This window comes from Curtobacterium sp. VKM Ac-2887 (genome assembly GCF_015350935.1).
GTDB lineage: Bacteria > Actinomycetota > Actinomycetes > Actinomycetales > Microbacteriaceae > Curtobacterium.
The window spans coordinates 484,176-503,154 of record NZ_JADKSB010000001.1; the positions used below are offsets into that span (position 1 = coordinate 484,176).

20 protein-coding genes are annotated in these 18,979 nt (G+C 72.4%); 11 read left to right on the top strand and 9 right to left on the bottom strand.

The window, feature by feature from the left end:
* The first annotated feature begins 39 nt into the window (after positions 1-39).
* Both ITJ69_RS02395 and ITJ69_RS02400 read left to right on the top strand, forming a co-directional pair.
* Positions 40-1,203 carry an exonuclease SbcCD subunit D gene (locus ITJ69_RS02395; protein WP_194671870.1) on the top strand — a complete coding sequence of 388 codons (1,164 nt, stop codon included), beginning with the start codon at positions 40-42 and terminating at the stop codon, positions 1,201-1,203.
* The gene (locus ITJ69_RS02400; protein ID WP_194671871.1) at positions 1,203-4,178 is read left to right on the top strand and encodes an AAA family ATPase; all 2,976 of its coding nucleotides are present in this window, start codon (positions 1,203-1,205) and stop codon (positions 4,176-4,178) included. The genes ITJ69_RS02395 and ITJ69_RS02400 overlap by 1 nt, the downstream gene beginning before the upstream one ends.
* Before the next feature lie 41 nt (positions 4,179-4,219).
* On the opposite strand, the gene ITJ69_RS02405 is transcribed toward ITJ69_RS02400, so the two are convergent.
* Positions 4,220-4,396 carry a hypothetical protein gene (locus tag ITJ69_RS02405; protein WP_159573240.1) on the bottom strand — a complete coding sequence of 59 codons (177 nt, stop codon included), beginning with the start codon at positions 4,394-4,396 and terminating at the stop codon, positions 4,220-4,222.
* Positions 4,393-5,205: a class E sortase gene (locus tag ITJ69_RS02410; protein WP_323742907.1), complete on the bottom strand. Its 813-nt coding sequence runs from the start codon at positions 5,203-5,205 to the stop codon at positions 4,393-4,395. The genes ITJ69_RS02405 and ITJ69_RS02410 overlap by 4 nt, the downstream gene beginning before the upstream one ends.
* 92 nt (positions 5,206-5,297) lie before the next feature.
* Between ITJ69_RS02410 and ITJ69_RS02415 the strand changes: the two genes are divergently transcribed.
* A complete protein-coding gene (locus ITJ69_RS02415) occupies positions 5,298-5,726 on the top strand; it encodes a GNAT family acetyltransferase (protein WP_194671872.1) in 429 nt (142 codons plus the stop codon).
* 9 nt (positions 5,727-5,735) lie between these two features.
* Here the strand turns inward: ITJ69_RS02415 and ITJ69_RS02420 are convergent, their stop codons facing one another.
* Positions 5,736-6,665 (bottom strand): EamA family transporter, encoded by a 930-nt coding sequence (locus ITJ69_RS02420; RefSeq protein WP_194671873.1) that lies wholly within the window; start codon positions 6,663-6,665, stop codon positions 5,736-5,738.
* Positions 6,666-6,701: 36 nt separating this feature from the next.
* Here ITJ69_RS02420 and ITJ69_RS20840 point away from each other — a divergent pair, with 36 nt between their 5' ends.
* The 6 genes from ITJ69_RS20840 (at position 6,702) to ITJ69_RS02450 (ending at position 12,784) form a co-directional block, all read left to right on the top strand.
* Positions 6,702-7,820: a CPBP family intramembrane glutamic endopeptidase gene (locus tag ITJ69_RS20840; protein WP_194671874.1), complete on the top strand. Its 1,119-nt coding sequence runs from the start codon at positions 6,702-6,704 to the stop codon at positions 7,818-7,820.
* A gap of 9 nt (positions 7,821-7,829) precedes the next feature.
* Complete coding sequence (recQ, locus tag ITJ69_RS02430; protein ID WP_194671875.1) at positions 7,830-9,683, top strand: DNA helicase RecQ; 1,854 nt, start codon at positions 7,830-7,832, stop codon at positions 9,681-9,683.
* Between the two features lie 91 nt (positions 9,684-9,774).
* On the top strand, positions 9,775-10,521 hold the full coding sequence (locus ITJ69_RS02435; protein ID WP_194671876.1) for a lysophospholipid acyltransferase family protein: 747 nt from the start codon (positions 9,775-9,777) through the stop codon (positions 10,519-10,521).
* Positions 10,522-10,655: 134 nt separating this feature from the next.
* On the top strand, positions 10,656-11,009 hold the full coding sequence (locus tag ITJ69_RS02440) for a hypothetical protein (protein ID WP_194671877.1): 354 nt from the start codon (positions 10,656-10,658) through the stop codon (positions 11,007-11,009).
* Positions 11,010-11,265: 256 nt separating this feature from the next.
* Positions 11,266-11,865, top strand: a complete 600-nt coding sequence (locus ITJ69_RS02445) for a M23 family metallopeptidase (protein ID WP_323742909.1) — start codon at positions 11,266-11,268, stop codon at positions 11,863-11,865.
* Positions 11,866-11,947: 82 nt separating this feature from the next.
* The gene (locus tag ITJ69_RS02450; RefSeq protein ID WP_323742919.1) at positions 11,948-12,784 is read left to right on the top strand and encodes an NAD(P)-dependent oxidoreductase; all 837 of its coding nucleotides are present in this window, start codon (positions 11,948-11,950) and stop codon (positions 12,782-12,784) included.
* A 45-nt stretch (positions 12,785-12,829) separates the two neighbouring features.
* Here ITJ69_RS02450 and ITJ69_RS02455 read toward each other — a convergent pair whose 3' ends face one another.
* Positions 12,830-13,033: a hypothetical protein gene (locus tag ITJ69_RS02455; RefSeq protein ID WP_111085536.1), complete on the bottom strand. Its 204-nt coding sequence runs from the start codon at positions 13,031-13,033 to the stop codon at positions 12,830-12,832.
* 10 nt (positions 13,034-13,043) lie between these two features.
* Complete coding sequence (locus tag ITJ69_RS02460) at positions 13,044-13,562, bottom strand: MarR family winged helix-turn-helix transcriptional regulator (RefSeq protein WP_131921240.1); 519 nt, start codon at positions 13,560-13,562, stop codon at positions 13,044-13,046.
* Between the two features lie 163 nt (positions 13,563-13,725).
* On the opposite strand from ITJ69_RS02460, the gene ITJ69_RS02465 reads away from it, so the two are divergent.
* A complete protein-coding gene (locus ITJ69_RS02465) occupies positions 13,726-14,619 on the top strand; it encodes an alpha-E domain-containing protein (RefSeq protein ID WP_194671879.1) in 894 nt (297 codons plus the stop codon).
* A 177-nt stretch (positions 14,620-14,796) separates the two neighbouring features.
* Here ITJ69_RS02465 and ITJ69_RS02470 read toward each other — a convergent pair whose 3' ends face one another.
* On the bottom strand, positions 14,797-16,143 hold the full coding sequence (locus ITJ69_RS02470; RefSeq protein ID WP_323742911.1) for an MFS transporter: 1,347 nt from the start codon (positions 16,141-16,143) through the stop codon (positions 14,797-14,799).
* Positions 16,140-16,550, bottom strand: a complete 411-nt coding sequence (locus ITJ69_RS02475; RefSeq protein WP_111085532.1) for a MarR family winged helix-turn-helix transcriptional regulator — start codon at positions 16,548-16,550, stop codon at positions 16,140-16,142. The genes ITJ69_RS02470 and ITJ69_RS02475 overlap by 4 nt, the downstream gene beginning before the upstream one ends.
* Before the next feature lie 94 nt (positions 16,551-16,644).
* Here ITJ69_RS02475 and ITJ69_RS02480 point away from each other — a divergent pair, with 94 nt between their 5' ends.
* A complete protein-coding gene (locus ITJ69_RS02480; protein WP_194671880.1) occupies positions 16,645-17,397 on the top strand; it encodes an SDR family NAD(P)-dependent oxidoreductase in 753 nt (250 codons plus the stop codon).
* 117 nt (positions 17,398-17,514) lie between these two features.
* Here the strand turns inward: ITJ69_RS02480 and ITJ69_RS02485 are convergent, their stop codons facing one another.
* Positions 17,515-17,784: a hypothetical protein gene (locus ITJ69_RS02485; RefSeq protein ID WP_131880778.1), complete on the bottom strand. Its 270-nt coding sequence runs from the start codon at positions 17,782-17,784 to the stop codon at positions 17,515-17,517.
* Positions 17,785-17,795: 11 nt separating this feature from the next.
* Complete coding sequence (locus ITJ69_RS02490) at positions 17,796-18,956, bottom strand: inorganic phosphate transporter (RefSeq protein WP_194671881.1); 1,161 nt, start codon at positions 18,954-18,956, stop codon at positions 17,796-17,798.
* Between the last annotated feature and the right edge of the window lie 23 nt (positions 18,957-18,979).

The following is an 18,979-nucleotide window of genomic DNA, read 5'->3' on the forward strand; positions in this document are numbered from 1 at the left end:
CCGTCCGGCGATGTCCCCGGCCGGCGTTACCGTGTCCGCATGCGCATCCTGCACACCGGCGACTGGCACCTCGGCCGCACGCTGCTCGGTGCCGACCTCCTCGAGCACCAGGCGGCGTTCACCGACTGGCTCGTCGACCTCGTGCGGGACCGCTCCGTCGACCTCGTCGTGATCGCCGGTGACGTGTACGACCGGGCGATCCCGCCGATCGACGCGGTCCGGATGCTGTCCCGGGTGCTCGAACGCCTGGCCGAGACGGCGACCGTGGTGCTCACGCCCGGCAACCACGACTCCGCCGCACGCCTGGGCTTCGGCGCCGGCGTGATGGACCGCCGCGTCCGCATCCTGGCCGAACCCGCCCGGATCGCGGACCCGGTGCTCGTCAACGACGCCGACGGCCCGGTGGCGGTCTACGGCATCCCGTACCTGCACCCCGACCTCACCCGCTACGCACTGGCCGACGTGCCGGACGAGCCCCTCGCGCGGTCGCACCACGCCGTCGTGCACGCCGCCACCGAGCGGATCCGGTCCGACCTCGCGTTGCGCGGCGGTACCCGCAGCGTCGTCGTCGCACACGCCTTCGTCGGCGGGGCGGACCCGAGCGACAGCGAGCAGGACATCCGCGTCGGCGGTGTCGACCGGGTGGCCGAGTCGGTCTTCGACGGCTTCGACTACGTCGCCCTCGGGCACCTGCACGGCCCGCAGCGGGTCGGCGACGGTGGACGGATCCGGTACGCCGGCTCACCGCTGGCGTTCTCGTTCGGCGAGCGGCACCAGCAGAAGTCGGTGACGATCGCCGAGCTCGACGCGGCCGGTGGCGTCTCGGTCGAACTCGTGCCCGCTCCCGTGCCGCGCCGCCTGGTCGACGTGCGCGGGAGCATCGACGACATCGAGTCCGGGGTCTTCCGGGCCGACGCCGACGCCTGGGTGCGGGTGGCCGTGACCGACACGGTGCACCCCGAGCGCATGTACGCCCGGGTGAAGGACCACTTCCCGCACGCGCTGGCGATCACGCACGAACCCGCCGACCGCGGTCCGGCCTCGGTGGCCCGTGCGGTCACGGCGACGTCCGACCCGGTCGAGGTCGCAGCCGACTTCGTGGCCTTCGCCACCGGTGCCGCCCCGGACGACGACGAACACGCCGTCCTGACCGAGGCGTACGAGGCCGCGGTGCTGGCGCTGCAGCGCGAGGGGGACCGCTGATGTACCTGCACCGACTCGAACTCCGCGCCATCGGGCCCTACCCCGACCTGGTGTCCATCGACTTCGCAGCGCTCGCGGCCTCTGGGGTGTTCCTGCTCGAGGGGCCGACGGGCTCCGGCAAGTCGACCATCATCGACGCCGTCGTGTTCGCCCTGTACGGCGGGCTCGCCGGGTCCGACGCCAGTTCCGACCGGCTGCACAGCCAGCACGCCGACCCGGCGGTGGAGCCGTTCGTCGAGCTCGTCTTCGAGACCAGCGCAGGGACCTACCGGGTCCGCCGCACCCCGCAGTACGACCGCCCGAAGCAGCGGGGGACCGGCACCGTCAAGCAGCAGGCGTCCGTGCAGCTCTTCCGTCTGGCGAACCCGTCGGACGTCGCCGGCGAACCGATGTCGTCACGCATCCCCGAGGTCGGCGTCGAGATCGGCCGCATCGTCGGGCTCGACCGTGCGCAGTTCCTGCAGACCGTGGTGCTGCCGCAGGGCGAGTTCGCACGGTTCCTGCGGTCCCCGGGCGAAGAGCGCCGCAAGCTCCTGCAGTCCCTGTTCGGCACGCAGGTCTACGACCGCACGGCCGACGAACTCGCCGCGCGGCGCCGTGCCGTGCAGGCCGAGGTCGACGGTGCCGACGACCGCGTGCGCGATGCCCTGAACCGCTTCGCCCAGGCCGCCGGTCTCGACGACGCCGACGAGACCGTCGTGCCGTCGACGGTGGCGTCGGTCCGTGCGGCCGCCGATGCCGCTGCCTCCGTCCGTGCTGCAGCAGCCGAGGCGGCGACGACCGCTGCCGAGCACGAACAGGCGGTCACGGCGCGTGCGACCGCCCTCGAACGACGCGCGGGACTGCTCGTGCGACGGGCCGCGCTCGACGACGACGCCCCCGCCGTCGACGCCGCCCGGTCGGCCGTCGCCCTCGGCGAACGCGCTGCCCGGGTGACCGCCGTGGCCGACGGACTCGACGCCGAAGTCACGCGCGCCGACGAGACCACTGCGGCCGCCCGGTCGCTGCGTGACCGCCACGGGATCACCGCCGACGCCGACGCCGTCGTGCTGCGACGCGACGCCCTGGCCGACGACCTGTCGGCCGTCCGGCACCTCGTCGCGGTCGAGGACGGCGCCGCTGCCCGTCGGTCCGCCATCGCCGGGGCCACCGCGGACGCCGAGCAGATCGCCGAGCAGCTGCTCGAACGCGACGCCGCACTCGACGCCCGTCCCACCGAGCGGGCCCGCATCGTCGAGGCCGCACGCACCGCGGCCCGCACGGCAGCCGACTCGGACGCCGCCGCGCACGAGGTCACCCGGATCCGGTCCCTCCGAGCCGACCTCGTGGCGCGCGACCACGCGGCGCAGCGGGTCGCCACGGCCGAGCAGTCCGTCGCCACCGCGCGCCGGTCGGCGACCGACGCCCTCGCGGCCGAGCGGGCACTCCGCGAACGCCGGATCGCCGGGCTCGCCGGAGAACTCGGCGCGGCGCTCACGACCGGCGACCCGTGCCCGGTCTGCGGGTCGACGGCGCACCCCTCGGTGGCAACGCCGCAGGACGACCACCCGACGACCGCGGCCGTCGACGCTGCCGGCGACGCCACCCGTCGCGCTGACCAGCACCTCGCCGACGCCGCGTCGGACCTGGCGGTCGAACGTGCCGAACACCAGCGGCTCGTCGACGTCGTCGGCACGGTCGACACCGCCGCGCTCGACGCCCTGACCGCGGCCGCCGACGAACGGGTCCGGGCCGCGCACGACGCTGCGGCGCTCGTCCTGCAGCACGAGCGGCAGCGGGCGGAGCACGACACGACGACCGGTCGGCTCCAGCGCGAGCGGAACGACCTCGACGCACGGCGGACCGTCCTGGTCTCGACCGCGCTGGCCGACGCCGAGCGGCTCGACGCCGACCTCGGCACCGTGGCCGCGGCGCTCGAGCGGCTCGGAGCACTCCTCGACGAGCGTCCCGCGACGCTCCGGACGGCCGTCGAGCTCCTCGACGAGCGACTCGAGGCGTACCGCGCGGTCGTGCAGGCCGACGAACGGGTGGCCGCCGCGACCCGTGCCCGCGACGACCGCCGTGCCGAGGTCGACCGGGTCCTCGACGACCAGGACTTCGCCGACTTCGCCGCAGCGCGGGCCGGACGGCTCGACCCCGACAGCACCGACCGGCTGCGGGCGCGGATCAGCGCGGCCGAGGCCGAGCGGGCCGTCGTCGTGGCCGGTCTGGCCGAGACCGCCGTGGTCGCCGCGGCGGAGGACTCCGCGGAACGCCTCGACCTCGACGGTGCCCGGGCCGGACGCCAGCGCGCTGCCGCTGCACTCGACGAGGCCGCCGCGGTCGCCGTCTCCGCGGTCGACCGTGCCGACGCGGTCGACCGGTGCGCGACCGAGGTCACCCGGGCGGCCCGTGCCCGCGACGAGACGTCGGCACGCAGCCGCGCCGTGGTCCGGCTCGCCGACATCGCGAACGGGGTCACCGCGGCGAACCCGACGGGGATCACCCTGGGCACCTACGTGCTCATGCGCCGGTTCGAGGACGTCGTCGCCGCGGCCAACGACCGACTCCGGGCGATGCTCGCGGGGCGGTTCACGCTCGAGACCTCGGACGAGCGGGAGTCCGGGTCACGGGCACGCCGGACCGGCCTGGCACTCGCCGTGCACGACCACACCACCGACACCGTCCGGGACCCCCGCAGCCTGTCCGGCGGCGAGACGTTCACGGTGTCGCTGTGCCTGGCGCTCGGGCTGGCCGACGTCGTGCAAGCCGAGGCCGGTGGCGTCTCGCTCGGCACGCTCTTCGTCGACGAGGGGTTCGGGACGCTCGACCCGGAGACCCTCGACGACGTCATCGGGCAGCTGTCGCGACTGACCGCCGGTGGGCGGCAAGTCGGCATCGTCAGCCACGTCGAGGAACTCAAGCAGCGGATCCCGGAGCGGATCGCCGTGCGCCGGACGGCGGCCGGCGGCTCGCACGTCACGACGACCGTCTGACGCCGTCGGTCGCCGTCGGCCGTCACCGCCGTGGCCGACCGCTACGGGGTCGGCGTGGACTCCACGGTGCCGTCCGGCGGCGGCAGGATGTCCGCCGCGATCCACGGGAACACCCACTGGAACAGCACGAACACGATCGCGGCGAGCAGCACGAGCAGCTCGAGCACCTTCAGGAACGTGGGGCCGGGCAGCAGCCGCCAGACCAGGGGGAAGATCACTTGGCCGTCTCCGACAGTTCCTTCGGGGTGCCCTCGGACGCGGGCATCCAGTAGTCGAGCTTCGCGTGCGTGACGAACCGTTCGGCTGCCGACCACATCGGATGGCACGCGGTCAGGGTCAGCCACCGGTCCGACGCCGAGGGGTCGACTCCGGGCTTGTTCGGCACCGGCGCGATCGTCTCGATGTGGTCCGGCGTCACGATCTGGCTGTCGGTGACCTTGTAGACGTACCAGACGTCGAACTTCGTCTTCGCGTCGGTGACCCGCACGACGACCGAGTCGCCCGTCTTGAGCTCCGCGATCTGGTTGAGCGGCTTGCCGTAGGTCACGCGGTGTCCGGCGACGGCGAAGTTGCCGGGGGCCCCGGGCATCGCGGTGTCCTGGTAGTGCCCGAGCCCGATGGTGTTGAGGACCTTCTCACGGTCGGTGCCCTCGCCGATCGGCCGGTTGTAGTCCTTGCCGAAGCGGGGGATCTGCATCGTGCCGAACACGTCGGAGAGATCCGGTGGCTCGGCGAGCACGGGTGCGGTGCCGCGGTGCTCGGTTCCGGCGCCGTCCGGGGTCTTCAACTGGTCGAGCCCCTCGACGAGCTTCGACTGCTCGTTGACCGCCACGACGTCCGTCCACCACGCCGTCCACACCACGTACAGCCCGGTGCCGGCACCCGCGATGATGAGCAGTTCGGCGATGAGCGAGACGATCGCGCCGCCGACCGTCTGCCGTCGCCGGGGGGAGCGGCGCCCGGACCGTCTGCCGCCGTCGTCGTCCCGCGCGCTGCGGCGCGACGGGATGGTGTCGTGTGCGGTCACGGGGCTCCTGATCGGCTGGTCGGTCGGACAGGTCTATCAGATCACGACGACGGCCCGGTGAGGACGTTCTCCACACCCCGTAACGTGGGGGGATGGAGTACCGGATCCGCCCGTTCCGCGCCGACGACACCGAAGCGGTCGTCGCCCTCTGGGAATCGTGCGGTCTCGTCCGCCCGTGGAACGACCCCCGCCGCGACATCGCGCGCAAGGCCACTGTCCAGCCCGAGCTCTTCCTGGTGGCGGAGTCGGAGGCCGGCGGGGTCGTCGCCGCGGGAATGGCCGGTTTCGACGGGCACCGCGGCTGGGTCAACTACCTCGCCGTGCAGCCGGACCTGCAGGGCTCCGGTCTCGGCCGGACGCTGATGGCCGAGTTCGAGCGGCTGCTCACCGACCTCGGCTGCCCGAAGCTCAACCTGCAGATCCGTGCCGGCAACGAGCGGGTGCTCGGTTTCTACGAGTCCCTCGGGTACTCCGACGACGGCACCGTGTCGCTCGGCAAGCGACTCATCCCCGACGTCTGAGTCGTCCGGTCACGCCAGGGCCAGGCCCACCGACGCGATGAACGCCAGCGCGATGCCGACCCACTGCGGCGCGGTCAACCGCTCCCGCAGCACCACCCCGGCCAGCACGACCGTGCCGATCGGGTAGAGCGCGTTGAGCACGCTCACGACGGGCAGGGTGCCCGGGTCGTCGCTCGCGTGCAGCGCCGCCTGGATGCACACGTTCGCCAGGGCGTCGAGGACGCCGCACGCCGCGACCGTCAGCAGCAGGCGCGGCGGCCACCAGCGCCCTGGAGGCACGGCAGACCCCGCGACGCCGACCGACGCTGCGGGGTCTGCCGCGCCTCCAGGCCGCGCCCCGCGCCCGGCACGCACCGTCACCACGAGCGCCGCCGCACCCAGCAGCACCGTCTGCAGCACCCGCGCGACCACGAGCGGGTGGACGCCCGCGCCGGGTGGGGTCGCGTCGTACGCCAGCACGATCCCGCCGAACCCGCACCCGGCGACCGCGGCCGCGACGACCCCACGCACGGTGAGTCGTGCACCCGAGGTGTCCCGCACGGCCGCCACCAGCACCACCGCGACGACGGCCACGACCACCGCGGCGACGGCCAGCGGTGACAGGACGGTCCCGCGGGCCACGGCCACCAGGACCGGGACGACGGCGGCGAACACCGCGGTCAGGGGGGACAGCACGCTCATCGGGCCGATCGCCAACGCGGCGTAGAGCAGCAGGACTCCGACCGCGCCGGACAGTCCGGCGACGGCGCCCCAGAGGATGCCCGCCCACGACGGCGTCCCCCCGAGCACGGCCAGACCGATCAGCAGCGGCAGGATCCCGATCGCCGCGGCGACGGCGGTGACCGCCACCGGACGGATGCGCCGCGACGCGAGCCCGCCGAGGAAGTCGGCGAAACCGTAGACGACGGCTCCGGTCAGGCCGAAGAGCACGGTGAGCACGGGTCCCATCCTGCCCGGCCCGGTAGCCTGCGGGGCGTGAGTGTTCCCTACCACCGCCTGACCCGTGTCGACGCACGATGGAGGTGGTGGCGCCCGCTGGTCGCCCTCGCGTTCCTGGCGGGCTGGTACTTCGCCTCGCAGGTGTTGATCACCGTGGCGTACTTCATCCCCGTTGCGGCGGTCCAGGGCGAGACCGGCGTGTTCGACCTGCTCGAGGACCTGCAGCGTGGCGCCCTGGACCCGACCGATCCGCTGATCCTGTCGCTGACCCTGGTGTCGCTGGTCATCCTGCTGCCCGGCATCCTGCTGGCGGTCAAGGTCGCACGCCTCGGGCCCGGCGCGATCCTGACGTCGACGCGCTTCCGGGTGCGGTGGGCGTGGACGGCGTGGTGCGTGCTGCCGACCCTCGTCATCGCCGTGGTGATGTTCCTCGTGCAGACCAGCGGGATGTTCACGTTCGACGGCGGCTTCGGCTGGGACCACGCTGCGATCGGGCAGTCGACGGTGTCCCTGGGCACCCTCACGCTGACGATCGTCCTCGTCGTGCTGCTCGTGCCGTTCCAAGGCGCGGCCGAGGAGTTCATCTTCCGTGGCTTCCTCATGCAGACGATCGCCTCGTGGATCCCGCGACGCACCGGCACGATCATCGCCGTGGCGGTGTCGACCGTCGTCTTCGCGGTGCTGCACATCCCGAACGGCTACAACGTCTGGGGCATCCTCGACGTCGGTTCGTTCGGCCTGATCGCGGCGATCATCGTGCTCCGCACCGGCGGCCTCGAGGCCACCGTGCTGCAGCACGCCTTCAACAACATCATGATCTTCGTGCTGCAGGCACCTGGGTGGTCGAAGGTGGACCTGCAGTCACAGGACGCGAACGGCACCTGGCAGGGCTGGCTCGTCACCCTCGGCACCTCGCTCGCGTTCTGGGGCATGGTCGAGTTCCTGGCCTGGTGGCGGAAGCTCGATCGCACCTTCGCCGGACACGAGGCACCGCGGTTCCGCGGGACGCCGCCGGTCTGGGCGGGCGGCAAGCGGTGGTTCGGCCCGGCGGGCTCGGGTTGGGCCGTCGCGCCGGCTCGTGCCGACGACGTCGACGCAGCCGCCGTGGACCGTGCCGCTGTGGACAGTGCCGTGGGTGTCGCCGGTCGCCCGTAGGCTCGTGGCATGAGCACCACGCCCGCGCCCGCCGCCGTGTCTGCTTCGCGAGCCGCAGCGCTCGACGTCCTGCACCGCGTGTGGGGCTACGACGACTTCCGTGGCGAGCAGGCGGCGATCATCGACCAGGTGGTCGGCGGTGGTGACGCCCTGGTGCTCATGCCCACCGGCGGTGGCAAGTCGCTCTGCTACCAGGTGCCCGCGCTCGTACGCGACGGCGTCGGGGTCGTGGTGTCGCCGCTCATCGCGCTCATGCAGGACCAGGTCGACGCCCTCGCGGCGAACGGGGTGCGTGCCGCCTTCCTCAACTCGACGCAGGGGCCCGACGAGCGTGCCCGGGTCGAGCGTGCGGTCGTCCAGGGCGAGGTCGACATGCTCTACCTCGCGCCCGAGCGGCTCCGGCTCGAGTCCACGCGCGCGCTCCTCGACCGGGCGCGGGTGTCGCTGTTCGCCATCGACGAAGCGCACTGCGTCGCCCAGTGGGGCCACGACTTCCGGCCGGACTACCTCGAGCTGAGCGTCCTGCACGAGCGCTGGCCGACCGTGCCCCGGATCGCCCTCACGGCCACGGCGACCCCGCAGACCCACCAGGAGATCTCGGCGCGGCTCGGCCTCGACGACGCCGCACACTTCGTCGCCGACTTCGACCGCCCGAACATCCAGTACCGCATCGAACCGAAGACCGGCGCGCTGCAGCAGCTCCTCACCTTCATCCGCACCGAGCACAGCGGCGACTCGGGCATCGTCTACTGCCTGTCGCGCAAGTCGGTCGAGCGGACCGCCACCGCACTGGCCGAACAGGGCATCCAGGCGCTGCCGTACCACGCAGGGCTCGACGCCCGGGTGCGTGCGCGCAACCAGTCGACCTTCCTGCGCGAGGACGGCATCGTCATGGTCGCGACGATCGCCTTCGGCATGGGCATCGACAAGCCCGACGTCCGGTTCGTGGCGCACCTCGACCTGCCGAAGTCGGTCGAGGGGTACTACCAGGAGACCGGTCGTGCCGGGCGCGACGGCCTGCCCTCGACCGCGTGGCTGGCGTACGGCCTGAACGACGTCGTGCAGCAGCGACGGATGATCGACCAGTCCGAGGGCGACGCCGCACACCGTCGGCAGCTCAGCGCCCACCTCGACGCCATGCTGAGCCTGTGCGAGACGATCGAGTGCCGGCGGGTGCGGCTCCTGGCGTACTTCGGGCAGCCGTCCACGGCCTGCGGCAACTGCGACACGTGCATCGCCCCGCCCGAGTCGTGGGACGGCACCGTGCCCGCACAGAAGCTGCTGTCCACGGTCGTCCGGCTCGAGCGTGAGCGCGGCCAGCGGTACGGCGTCGCCCACCTCGTCGACATCCTGGTCGGCAAGCCGTCACCGCGGGTGCAGGAGCTGCAGCACGAGTCCCTGGCGACCTTCGGCATCGGTTCCGACCTGTCCGACGGCGAGTGGCGCGCTGTGGCCAGGCAGCTGCTCGCGCAGGGCTACGCCGCGGTCTCGGGCGACGGGTTCGGCACGGTCGTCCTCAGCCCGACGAGCGCCGAGGTCCTGACCGGCAAGGTCCAGGTGCGGATGCGTCGCGACCCGGTGAAGGCGCCGCGGGCGAGCCGGTCGTCCCGCCGGACCGTCGTCACCGACATGCCCCAGCATGCGGTCGGCCTGTTCGAGGCGCTCCGGGTCTGGCGTGCAGCCCAGGCGCGCGAGCAGGGTGTGCCGGCGTACGTGGTGTTCAACGACGCGACGCTCCGCGGCATCGCGGCGGTGCGTCCGTCCGACGTCGACCAGCTCGCCGAGATCTCCGGGGTCGGTGCCGCGAAGCTCGAGCGGTACGGTCGCGCGGTGCTCGACGTCGTCGCGTCCGAGGCCGACTGACCCCACGGCCCGACGTGCATGCCGCCGTGGGCATGTACTGCTCGCAGGCGTGATTACACTCGGGAGTTCGCCGTCACGACGAGGAGGCCCGGTGTCCGGTTCGACCAAGTTCGCCACCGTGCTGAGCCGCGCAGTGGTGACACCGCTCGCGCGGATGCTCTGGCGACCGAAGATCATCGGACGCCGCAACGTTCCCAAGCGCGGGCCGGTGATCCTCGCGAGCAACCACCGCTCCTTCATCGACTCCCCGGCGATCACGTTGATGGCACCGCGGAAGGTCGCCTTCCTCGCGAAGCAGGAGTACTTCACCGGCACCGGGTTCCGCGGCGCGGTGTCGCGGGCGTTCTTCGGCGGCATCGGTGCTATCGGCGTCGAACGTGGTGCGGGGGCGGCGGCGCAGCAGGCGCTCGACCTGGGGCTCGCGCGGTTGAACGAGGGCGAGGCCTTCGCGATCTACCCGGAGGGCACCCGCTCCCTGGACGGCCGGATCTACAAGGGCCGCACGGGTGTGGCCTGGCTGGCCCTGACGAGCGGCGCGCCCGTGGTGCCCGTTGCGCTGACGGGGACCCAGGACGTGCAGCCCGTCGGCTCGAAGCTGCCGAAGCTCGCGAAGGTGACGATCGAGTTCGGGAAGCCGATCGACCTGTCCGCGTTCGGTGAGGCATCGTCCGGACGCGCGCGCCGTCACGCGACCGATGCGGTGATGACCGCGATCCAGGAGCTCAGCGGGCAGGAGCCGGCGAACACGTACAACAACCCGCCGGCGACGATCGTCGAGCGGGTCAAGCGGGCACTGCAGCCCGACGACCCGACCGCGGCTGCCGTCGACCCCGACTGATCGCGATCTGTTCGGTCACTATTGCACATCTGAAATATCGATGGTTGAATGAGGGACGTGCCGCACGGCACGCATCCCCGACGGGTCGCCCGACAACGGCCCGCAACCACGACTCAGATCGGACGGTCAGCAGCATGTCCTCCACCCCGCTCTTCGACTCCATCGCCCAGCGACGCGACCAGCCCGAGGCCCCCGTCGTCCCGGCACCGGTTCCGACCCCGGCTCGCGCGGCCGCAGCGCCCGCACCGACCTCACCGATGACCGCTCCCGTCCGTGCCGGTGACTCGACCCTCGTGCCCGCGGCCCTCGTCGCCGCGATCGACGACATCACGGTCCGCGTCACCCCGTCGGTGGTCACCGAGCTCCGCGTGCAGCCCGAGCAGCTCGTCCTGGTCGAGACCGTCGCCGACGCCATCACCCGAGCGGTCGTCGACGCCGTCGCGACCGAACTCGACCGGATCGCCCGCGACGGCGTCGTCCGCGTCTGAGCCCGGCGGTCCCCGAGCGATGACGACGCCCGCTGACGGCCTCCCGCTGCGCCCGCGCGGTGCCGAACGGCGGGCCGCGAACCGCCTCCGCACCCGCCGTCCCGAAGCGTCCGAGCGGCGCTGTGCTGGGCACGGCACGCGTCCGGACGCCCCCAGAGCCGCCGGGGTGGTGGCTCCCCCTTCCGCCACCCCGGCTTCCCCCTCCTCCTTCCGCAGTTCCGTCCGCCGCGCCTTGCCCGCGACGGCGACCGCCGCGGTGACCTGTCTCTTCGTCGCCGTCGGCTCCCCGCAGACCGCGATGGCATCGACCCCGTCGCCGAGCAGTCCCGTGCCCGGCGTGCAGCAGTTCGTCGCCGACGGTTCCGCCCGGCTCTCCGTCGACCGCGACGGCTTCTCGATCGGCAGAGCCGCTGCCGCCCAGGCACGTGCGACCGCCGTCGGCTCGTCGGACGCGGCGGCCCGCCCCACCGCGGGGAACGTGCCGGCCGCCGGTGGGTTCGGCTCGCGCTGGGTGACCGGGTGCTCCGCCTGCTCGACGAACCACCAGGGCATCGACTTCGCGGCTCCGATCGGCACCACCGTCGTCGCCGCGATGCCCGGCAGTGTCGTCTCCGCCGGGGTCCTGGGCGGGTACGGCAACCAGGTCCTGCTCCAGCACGCCGACGGCACCCAGACCCGGTACGGCCACCTGTCGGCGATCGGGGTGCGACCCGGTCAGGTCCTGTCGGCCGGCGAACGCCTCGGCGCGGTCGGCAACACCGGCGTCTCGACCGGGGCGCACCTGCACTTCGAGGTCATCGTCGACGGGGTCCCGGTCGACCCGGCCACCTGGTTGCAGGCCCGCGGGCTCCTCTGACAGCGACGACGGTCGAGCGCGTAGCGTCGGTAACGCCGGGGCACCGAGCCGTGGCGGGACGGAGACGCACGTGCGAGTGACGGTGTTGGGGACCGGGGCGATGGGTGCCGGCGTGGCGGGATCACTGCTGCGCGAGGGGCACCAGGTCACGGTCTGGAACCGGAGTGCCGACAAGGCCGCACCACTCGGGGAGCTCGGTGCGACGGTCGCCACGGACCCGGGTGCCGCCGTCGAGCACGCCGAGGTGGTCCTCCTGACCCTCTTCGACACCGACGCCGTGGTCGACGTGCTCGAACAGGCCGCCGGAGACGCTCCGACCGACGCCGTGTGGGTGCAGGCGTCCACGATCGGCGTCGACGGCACCGAGACCGTCGTGCAGCTCGCCGCGAAGTACGGCATCACCCTGGTCGAAGCGATGATGCTCGGCACGAAGGCCCCGGCGGAGCAGGGGAAGCTCACCATGCTGGCGGCCGGCCCCGCCGACCAGGTCGACCGCGTCGTCCCCGTGCTCGACGCGATCGGCGCGAAGACCATCCGCGCCGGCGAGCGGGTCGGCGACGGGACCGCGCTCAAGCTCGCGGCCAACGCCTGGATCGCCTCGATCACCGCGGCCACGGGGCAGTCGCTCGCCCTCGCCGCGGCGCTCGGGCTCGATCCGCAGCTGTTCCTCGACGCGATCGACGGCAGCGCGAGCGACTCGGCCTACGCGCACACCAAGGGCGCGGCGATCATCGCGGGGGAGTTCCCGGCACAGTTCGCACTCGACGGGCTGCGGAAGGACATCGGCCTCATCGCCGAGGCTGCGCGGGCGAACGACGTGTCCACCACGCTCCTCGACGCCCTGGGGCGGGTCTACGCCGACGCGAGTGCGGCCGGGCACGGCGGCGACGACATCGCGGCGGTCGGCACCGCCTTCTGAATCGACGCGCGAGTCGACGCGCGAGTCGACTCGCGCGCCGACGCGTCAGTCGCGGCGGAGGAACCGTCGCAGCCGCGCCGTGAGCCGCCCCACGGCCTCGTCGTTCATGGTGTTCGCCAGGTCGAAGGCCTCGCGCGTCGGATCGGCCCCGCCCTGGATCCGTCGGAGTGCGGCGTCGGCGCGTGCCCGGGAGTCGAGTTCGGCGAACGGCATGTCGTCCTCGGGGTCGTGCGTGCCGCGAGGGTCCATGGACAGCAGGTTACGCGCGGCGGAGCGTGCGGGCGCCCGCGTCGACGTCGTCGACCACGCGGACCATCTCGTCGAGGAAGTCCACGACGACGGCCATCTCGTCGGTCGGCACGTGCTCGGTGACCTCGAGGGCACGGGCGTCGAGTTCCTCGATCACGCGGAGGGCATGGCCCATCGACGTCCCCGTGGCGGTGAGGATCACGCCGCGGCGGTCGATCGGGTCCTGGTGCCGCTCGACGTGGCCGCTCCGGACCAGCCGGTCGACAAGTGCCGAGGTCGACGCCGCCGTGATCTCGAGGCGCTCGGCCAGGTCCTTCGCGTTGACGGTCCGGCCGTCGTGCTCGGCGTCGATGAGGACCCGCAGTGCGAGCAGTGCGTTCTCGCCGATGCCCAGGGCTTCACGAGCCCGACGTTGCGCGGCACTCTCGGCGGTGCGGTACCGGCGCAGGGCGTTCAGGACGTCGACGGCGGTGACCGGGGAGTCCTCGTACCAGAACCCCGCGGTGCTGGTCAGGACCTCGGACGTCATCCTGCAATGCTAGACGCTCTAGTTAGATTGGCTAGCGAGGGGCCGTGATCGCGGCGGAGACCCAGGCCCGTGCGCGGACATCGGACACTGCAACACCCGTGACGCGGCTCCGAAACACTCCCGCAACGCCCGCTGGTTAGGTTCTGGGGATGCAGGAGCAGCCGTGCTGAGCCGACTCGCGGGGAACGTCTTCCACGTGGGGAGCGCGGTCGAGCGCACCGACGTGGTCGCACGCCTGCTCGACGTCTACGTCGCCCGACGCGAACCCGGCACCGTCGAGGACGACCGGGCCGTCGCTGCGGAGCTCCGTTCGGTGGTGGGGACCGCCGGACCGGCGAACGACGCCGACCGGTCCGCGACCATCGACGCCCTGGCGCTGGACCGCCACGAGCCGGCGTCCATCGCCGCCGCGGTCGCCGTCGCGCGGGACCACGCCCGTCGAGCCCGCGAGGTCGTCTCGAGCGAACTCTGGGACTGCCTCGACGTCACCCGTTCGCGCATGCCGCGCAAGATCGCCCCGGGCCGCGCGCACGAGTTCCTCGGCTGGGCGCGGGAACGCAGCGCCCTCGCGATCGGCGTGGTCGAAGGGGACGCCAGTCGCGACGAGGTCTGGGAGTTCTTCACCCTGGGCCGCTCCCTGACCCGGGTCGCCTCGACCGCCCGACTGCTCGCCTCGGGGTTGCTCGAACCGGACTCGGTCACCTCGTGGACGGCGGCGCTCCGGGCCTGCGGTGCGGGCGAGGCCTTCCTGCGTGGCCGGGACCACCATCCGGTGCCGGACGACGCCGCGGCGTTCCTGCTCCTGGACGAGCACAGTCCGCGGTCGCTGCGCTTCACCGTCCGACGGGCCGCCGAGTGCCTGGCCGACGTGGCTCCGTCCTGCGTCGCGGAGGAAGTCGCGGCGTTCTCCGCCGCCCGCGACCGGCTCGAGGCCGTCCCGACGGACGCGGCCCTCGGCGTCGTCGGCGATGCCCGCGACCGGCTCGCGGCCGCAGCGGACCGCGTCACCGCGGCGCTCGACGAGCGCGTCTTCGCGGTGACCGAACCCGCGCACTGATCGCGGCCCTGGACCGGACCGGTGACGGCCGGGAGGCCCGTGGCGGGCCCGACCCGTGCCTCCCGTCCGCCACGCGAAAGCGTCAGACACCCGCCAACGGTTCGCGGAGATCTGTCGCTTTCGCGAGATGGACGCTGCCGCGTCGCGGAGATCTGTCGCGTTCGCGGAGTGGACGCGTCAGACGGCGCTGGAGCGGTCGGCGACCGCCTCTTCCCGCTCGAACTCCTGGCGGAGCGCGGCGCGCGAGGCGCGGGTGCCGACCACCGGCATCGCGTGCGTGACCGCGAGGTGCAGGCGGGTGTCCGCGTCGTACCGGAGCCGGAGGCGCTGGAAGCGGACGAGCCAGACGATCGCGATGGCGAGCGCGACGAAGCCCGACGCCGCTCCGACCGCGATGGCCCAGCGGGGACCCCACGCGTCCGCGATGGCACCGACGATCGGGGCGCCGATGGGGGTGCCGCCCGCGAAGATGGCCATGTAGAGCGCCATCACGCGGCCGCGCATCGCGGGCTTCGTGGTGGTCTGGACCAGGGCGTTCGCGGTGGTCATGAAGGTCAGCGCCGCGAGTCCGACGAACACCAGGACGAACGCGAACGTCCAGTACGTGGGCGCGAGGGCGGCAGCTGTGCACGCCAGGCCGAAGCCCCCGGCGGCGAGCACCAGCGTGCGCATCCGCGGCTTGTCCCGGCGGGCGGACATCAGGGCGCCGAACACCGAGCCGATCGCCATCACCGAGTTGAGCAGGCCGAACTCGCCGGCACCCTGGTGGAACTCGACCCGGGCCATGGTCGAGGTGAAGATCGGGAAGTTCACGCCGAACGTGCCGACGACGAAGATCATGCAGAGCACGACGATGATGTCCGGCCGGGTCCGCACGTACCGGAAGCCGGCGACGATCTGCCCCTTGCCGCGGCCGGCGTGCACCCGCTCGGCGAGCTGCGCGGGGTCGACGAAGCGCAGGGCGATGAGAACCGCCAGGAACGAGCCGGCGTTGATGACGAACACCCAGCCGGAGCCGATGGCGGCGATGAGCACGCCGGCGACCGCGGGGCCGATCAGGCGGGCGGCGTTGAACGAGGCGGAGTTCAGTGCGACGGCGTTCGCGACGTTCTCGCCCTGCACGACGTCGGAGACGAACGCCTGGCGGATCGGGGTGTCGAACGCGGCGACGATGCCGAGCGCGAGGGCGAAGCCGTACAGCGCGAGCAGCGTCGCGGTGTGCGTGAGGACCATGACACCGAGGCCCAGCCCGAGCAGGCCCATCAGTGCCTGGGTGAGCATGAGCATCTTGCGACGGTCGAAGCGGTCGGCGGCGAGGCCGGTCAGGGGGAGGAGCAGCAGCTGCGGGCCGAACTGCAGCGCCATCGTGATCCCCACCGCGACGGCGTCGTTGTCGGAGAGCTGGGTCAGGACGATCCAGTCCTGGGCGGTGCGCTGCATCCAGGTACCGACGTTCGACACCAGGGCACCGGCGAACCAGATGCGGTAGTTGCGTCCGGCGAGGGAGCGGAACATGGCGGTCACTGCTGGGCCAGCCTCCTCATGATCTCGGTGGCGTCGGCGAGGGTGGCGCGCTCGACGGGGGTGAGTGCGGCGAGCCGCGGGGTGAGCCAGCCGTCACGGCGGCGACGGGTCTCCTCGACGAACGCGGCTCCGGCCGGGGTGGCGCAGAGGACGACCTTGCGCCGGTCGTCGTCGTGGCCGCCCTTGGACACCAGGCCACGCTCGACCAGCACCGCGATGGTCTTCGTCATCGAGGGCGGGGTGACGCCGTCCTGGCGGCTCAGGTCGGCGAGGGTCATCGCGCCGTCGCGGTGGAGCCGGGCGAGCGCCGCGAACTGGGCGTCGGTGACGGTCGTGTCGGCCTTCTGCGCGCGGAGCGTCCGGGACAGCCGGTTCACGGCGATGCGGAGGTCGGTGGCGTCGGTCACAGGTCGTTAGCCTAGCTCATTAGTTCAGTGAACGAACTGGTTTTCGGGTGTACCGTTGTCCTGGACAACAGGTGTTGTTCAGAGAGAAGGAATCATGTCCGAGTTCGAGGGCAAGGTCGCCATCGTCACCGGTGGTGGCAGCGGCATCGGCGAGTCCGTCGCGAAGGAGCTCGCCGCGGCGGATGCCACGGTCGTCGTCACCGACATCAAGCTCGACGCTGCCCAGCGGGTCGCGTCCGAGATCACGGAGGCCGGCGGCACCGCCAGCGCGTTCGAGGCCAACTCCGCCGTCGCCGCCGACAACGAGCGCATGGTCCAGTACGCCGTCGAGACGTACGGCGCGCTGCACCTCGCCGTGAACAACGCCGGCATCGGTGCCGCCCCGCAGAAGATCGGCGAGTACGACATCGCCGCCTGGGACCGCGTCCGTGCGGTCGACCTCGACGGTGTCTTCTACGGCCTCCGCTACGAGCTGCCCGCGATGGTCGCCGCCGGCGGTGGCTCGATCGTGAACATGGCGTCGGTGCTCGGCACGGTCGGCATCGCGCAGAACGCCGCGTACGTCGCGTCGAAGCACGCCCTGGCCGGCCTGACCAAGGTCGCCGCGCTCGAGTACTCGGCGCAGGGCGTCCGCACGAACGCCGTGGGCCCGGGCTTCATCGACACCCCGCTGCTCCGCAACGCCATGACGCCCGAGGCCATCTCGGCGCTGGAAGCGGAGCACGCCACGAAGCGTCTCGGCACCGACAAGGAGGTCGCCGCGCTCGTGCTCTTCCTGCTGAGCGACAAGGCCTCGTTCATCACGGGCAGCTACCACCTGGTCGACGGCGGCTACAGCGCCCACTGACATCGGGCGCGTAGGCGTTCCGGGCGTACTTGGTCGAAACGGGCGTACCTGGTCGGAAGTTTCGACCAGGTACGCCCGTTTCCGTTTCCCAGCGCGGGGGCGATGGGAAGGAACGTGCTAGTGGAACTGGGGGATCGTGAGCCAGATGCCAGCGAGCACGGCTGCCGCACAGACCGCGAAGCACAGGACGGCACCCGCCAGTGCTGCCGGCGGCGTGTGCCCGGACCGCGGGGTCTCCTCGGAGTACTGGGTGCGCTCGCCGCCGGTGTCGAGCGGCTGCCCGGCGCCGAGCAGCCGCAGGCCGAGCGTGTAGACGAGCACGATGCCCACCGCGGCCACGAAGCCGACGCCCGCGACCAGGCCGATGCTCGTGAAGTCGATCTCCATCGTCGTTCCCCTCAGCTCTGCGCGCCGGCCGGCTGCGGCTCGGCCTGGTCGGTGGGTTCGGTCGATCCGGCGGCGACGTCGTCGTGCGAGATCGGCTTGCGCTTGGCCAGGACGGTGAAGGTCAGCCCGCCGGCCAGGGCGAGCACCGCCACCAGCACGAGGCCGACCGCCGAGGTCGAGGCGAGCCAGGTCGCCAACCCGCCGACCACCGCGGCTGCCGGCAGCGTGATCACCCACGCGACGACGATGCGGCCGACGACCGACCAGTGCACGTCGGCGAGCTTCTTGCCGAGCCCGGACCCGATCACCGAACCGCTGGTGACGTGCGTCGTCGACAGGGCGAAGCCGAGGTGCGACGAGATGAGGATCGTCGCTGCGGAACTCGTCTCGGCCGCGAAGCCCTGCGGGGACTGCACGTCGGAGATCTTCTTGCCGACCGTCTGCATGATCCGCCAGCCGCCCGTGTAGGTACCGAGGCCGATCGCGAGTCCGCAGGCCAGGATCACCCAGAGCGCCGGGCCGGTCCCGCTGTCCTGGTAGTTCGCGGCGATGAGCGTGAGCGTGATGACACCCATCGTCTTCTGCGCGTCGTTGGTGCCGTGCGCGAGCGACACCAGCGATGCCGAGACGGTCTGGCCGTGCCGGAAGCCCGTCGCCGCACCGTGCGTCGTGGCGTTCTTCGTGAGCACGTACGCCAGGTAGGTGGCCACCAGGGCGATGACCCCGGCGATGACCGGTGAGAGCAGCGCCGGCAGCACGACCTTCGACACCACCGTCGCCCAGTCCACCGAGTTCAGCCCGGCGCCGATGATCGATGCGCCGATCAGCCCGTCGAACAGCGCGTGCGTCGACGACGAGGGCAGCCCGAGGTACCACGTGGCGAGGTTCCAGAGGACCGCGCCCACCAGCCCGGCGAAGATCATCGTGGGGGAGATGTGGACGCCGTCCTGGCCCTCGCGGATGATGCCCTGCGAGACGGTCTTGGCAACCTCGGTGGAGAGGAACGCGCCGACCACGTTGAGGACGGCGGAGATGAGCACGGCGGTCCGGGGCTTGAGCGCCCCGGTGGCGACCGACGTGGCCATGGCGTTGGCGGTGTCGTGGAACCCGTTCGTGAAGTCGAACACGAGGGCCACCACGATCACGAGCACGACGATGACGAGGACGTCCATGACCGGGACGGTAGGCCCGCCTC

Excerpts from the sequence above, each read along its gene's own strand:
- recQ (WP_194671875.1), top strand. The coding sequence starts at position 7,830 with ATGAGCACCACGCCCGCGCCCGCCGCCGTGTCTGCTTCGCGAGCCGCA.
- ITJ69_RS02400 (WP_194671871.1), top strand. The coding sequence starts at position 1,203 with ATGTACCTGCACCGACTCGAACTCCGCGCCATCGGGCCCTACCCCGAC.
- ITJ69_RS02490 (WP_194671881.1), bottom strand. The coding sequence starts at position 18,956 with ATGGACGTCCTCGTCATCGTCGTGCTCGTGATCGTGGTGGCCCTCGTG.
- ITJ69_RS02415 (WP_194671872.1), top strand. The coding sequence starts at position 5,298 with ATGGAGTACCGGATCCGCCCGTTCCGCGCCGACGACACCGAAGCGGTC.
- ITJ69_RS02485 (WP_131880778.1), bottom strand. The coding sequence starts at position 17,784 with ATGGAGATCGACTTCACGAGCATCGGCCTGGTCGCGGGCGTCGGCTTC.
- ITJ69_RS02480 (WP_194671880.1), top strand. The coding sequence starts at position 16,645 with ATGTCCGAGTTCGAGGGCAAGGTCGCCATCGTCACCGGTGGTGGCAGC.
- ITJ69_RS02460 (WP_131921240.1), bottom strand. The coding sequence starts at position 13,562 with ATGACGTCCGAGGTCCTGACCAGCACCGCGGGGTTCTGGTACGAGGAC.
- ITJ69_RS02395 (WP_194671870.1), top strand. The coding sequence starts at position 40 with ATGCGCATCCTGCACACCGGCGACTGGCACCTCGGCCGCACGCTGCTC.
- ITJ69_RS02455 (WP_111085536.1), bottom strand. The coding sequence starts at position 13,033 with ATGGACCCTCGCGGCACGCACGACCCCGAGGACGACATGCCGTTCGCC.
- ITJ69_RS02440 (WP_194671877.1), top strand. The coding sequence starts at position 10,656 with ATGTCCTCCACCCCGCTCTTCGACTCCATCGCCCAGCGACGCGACCAG.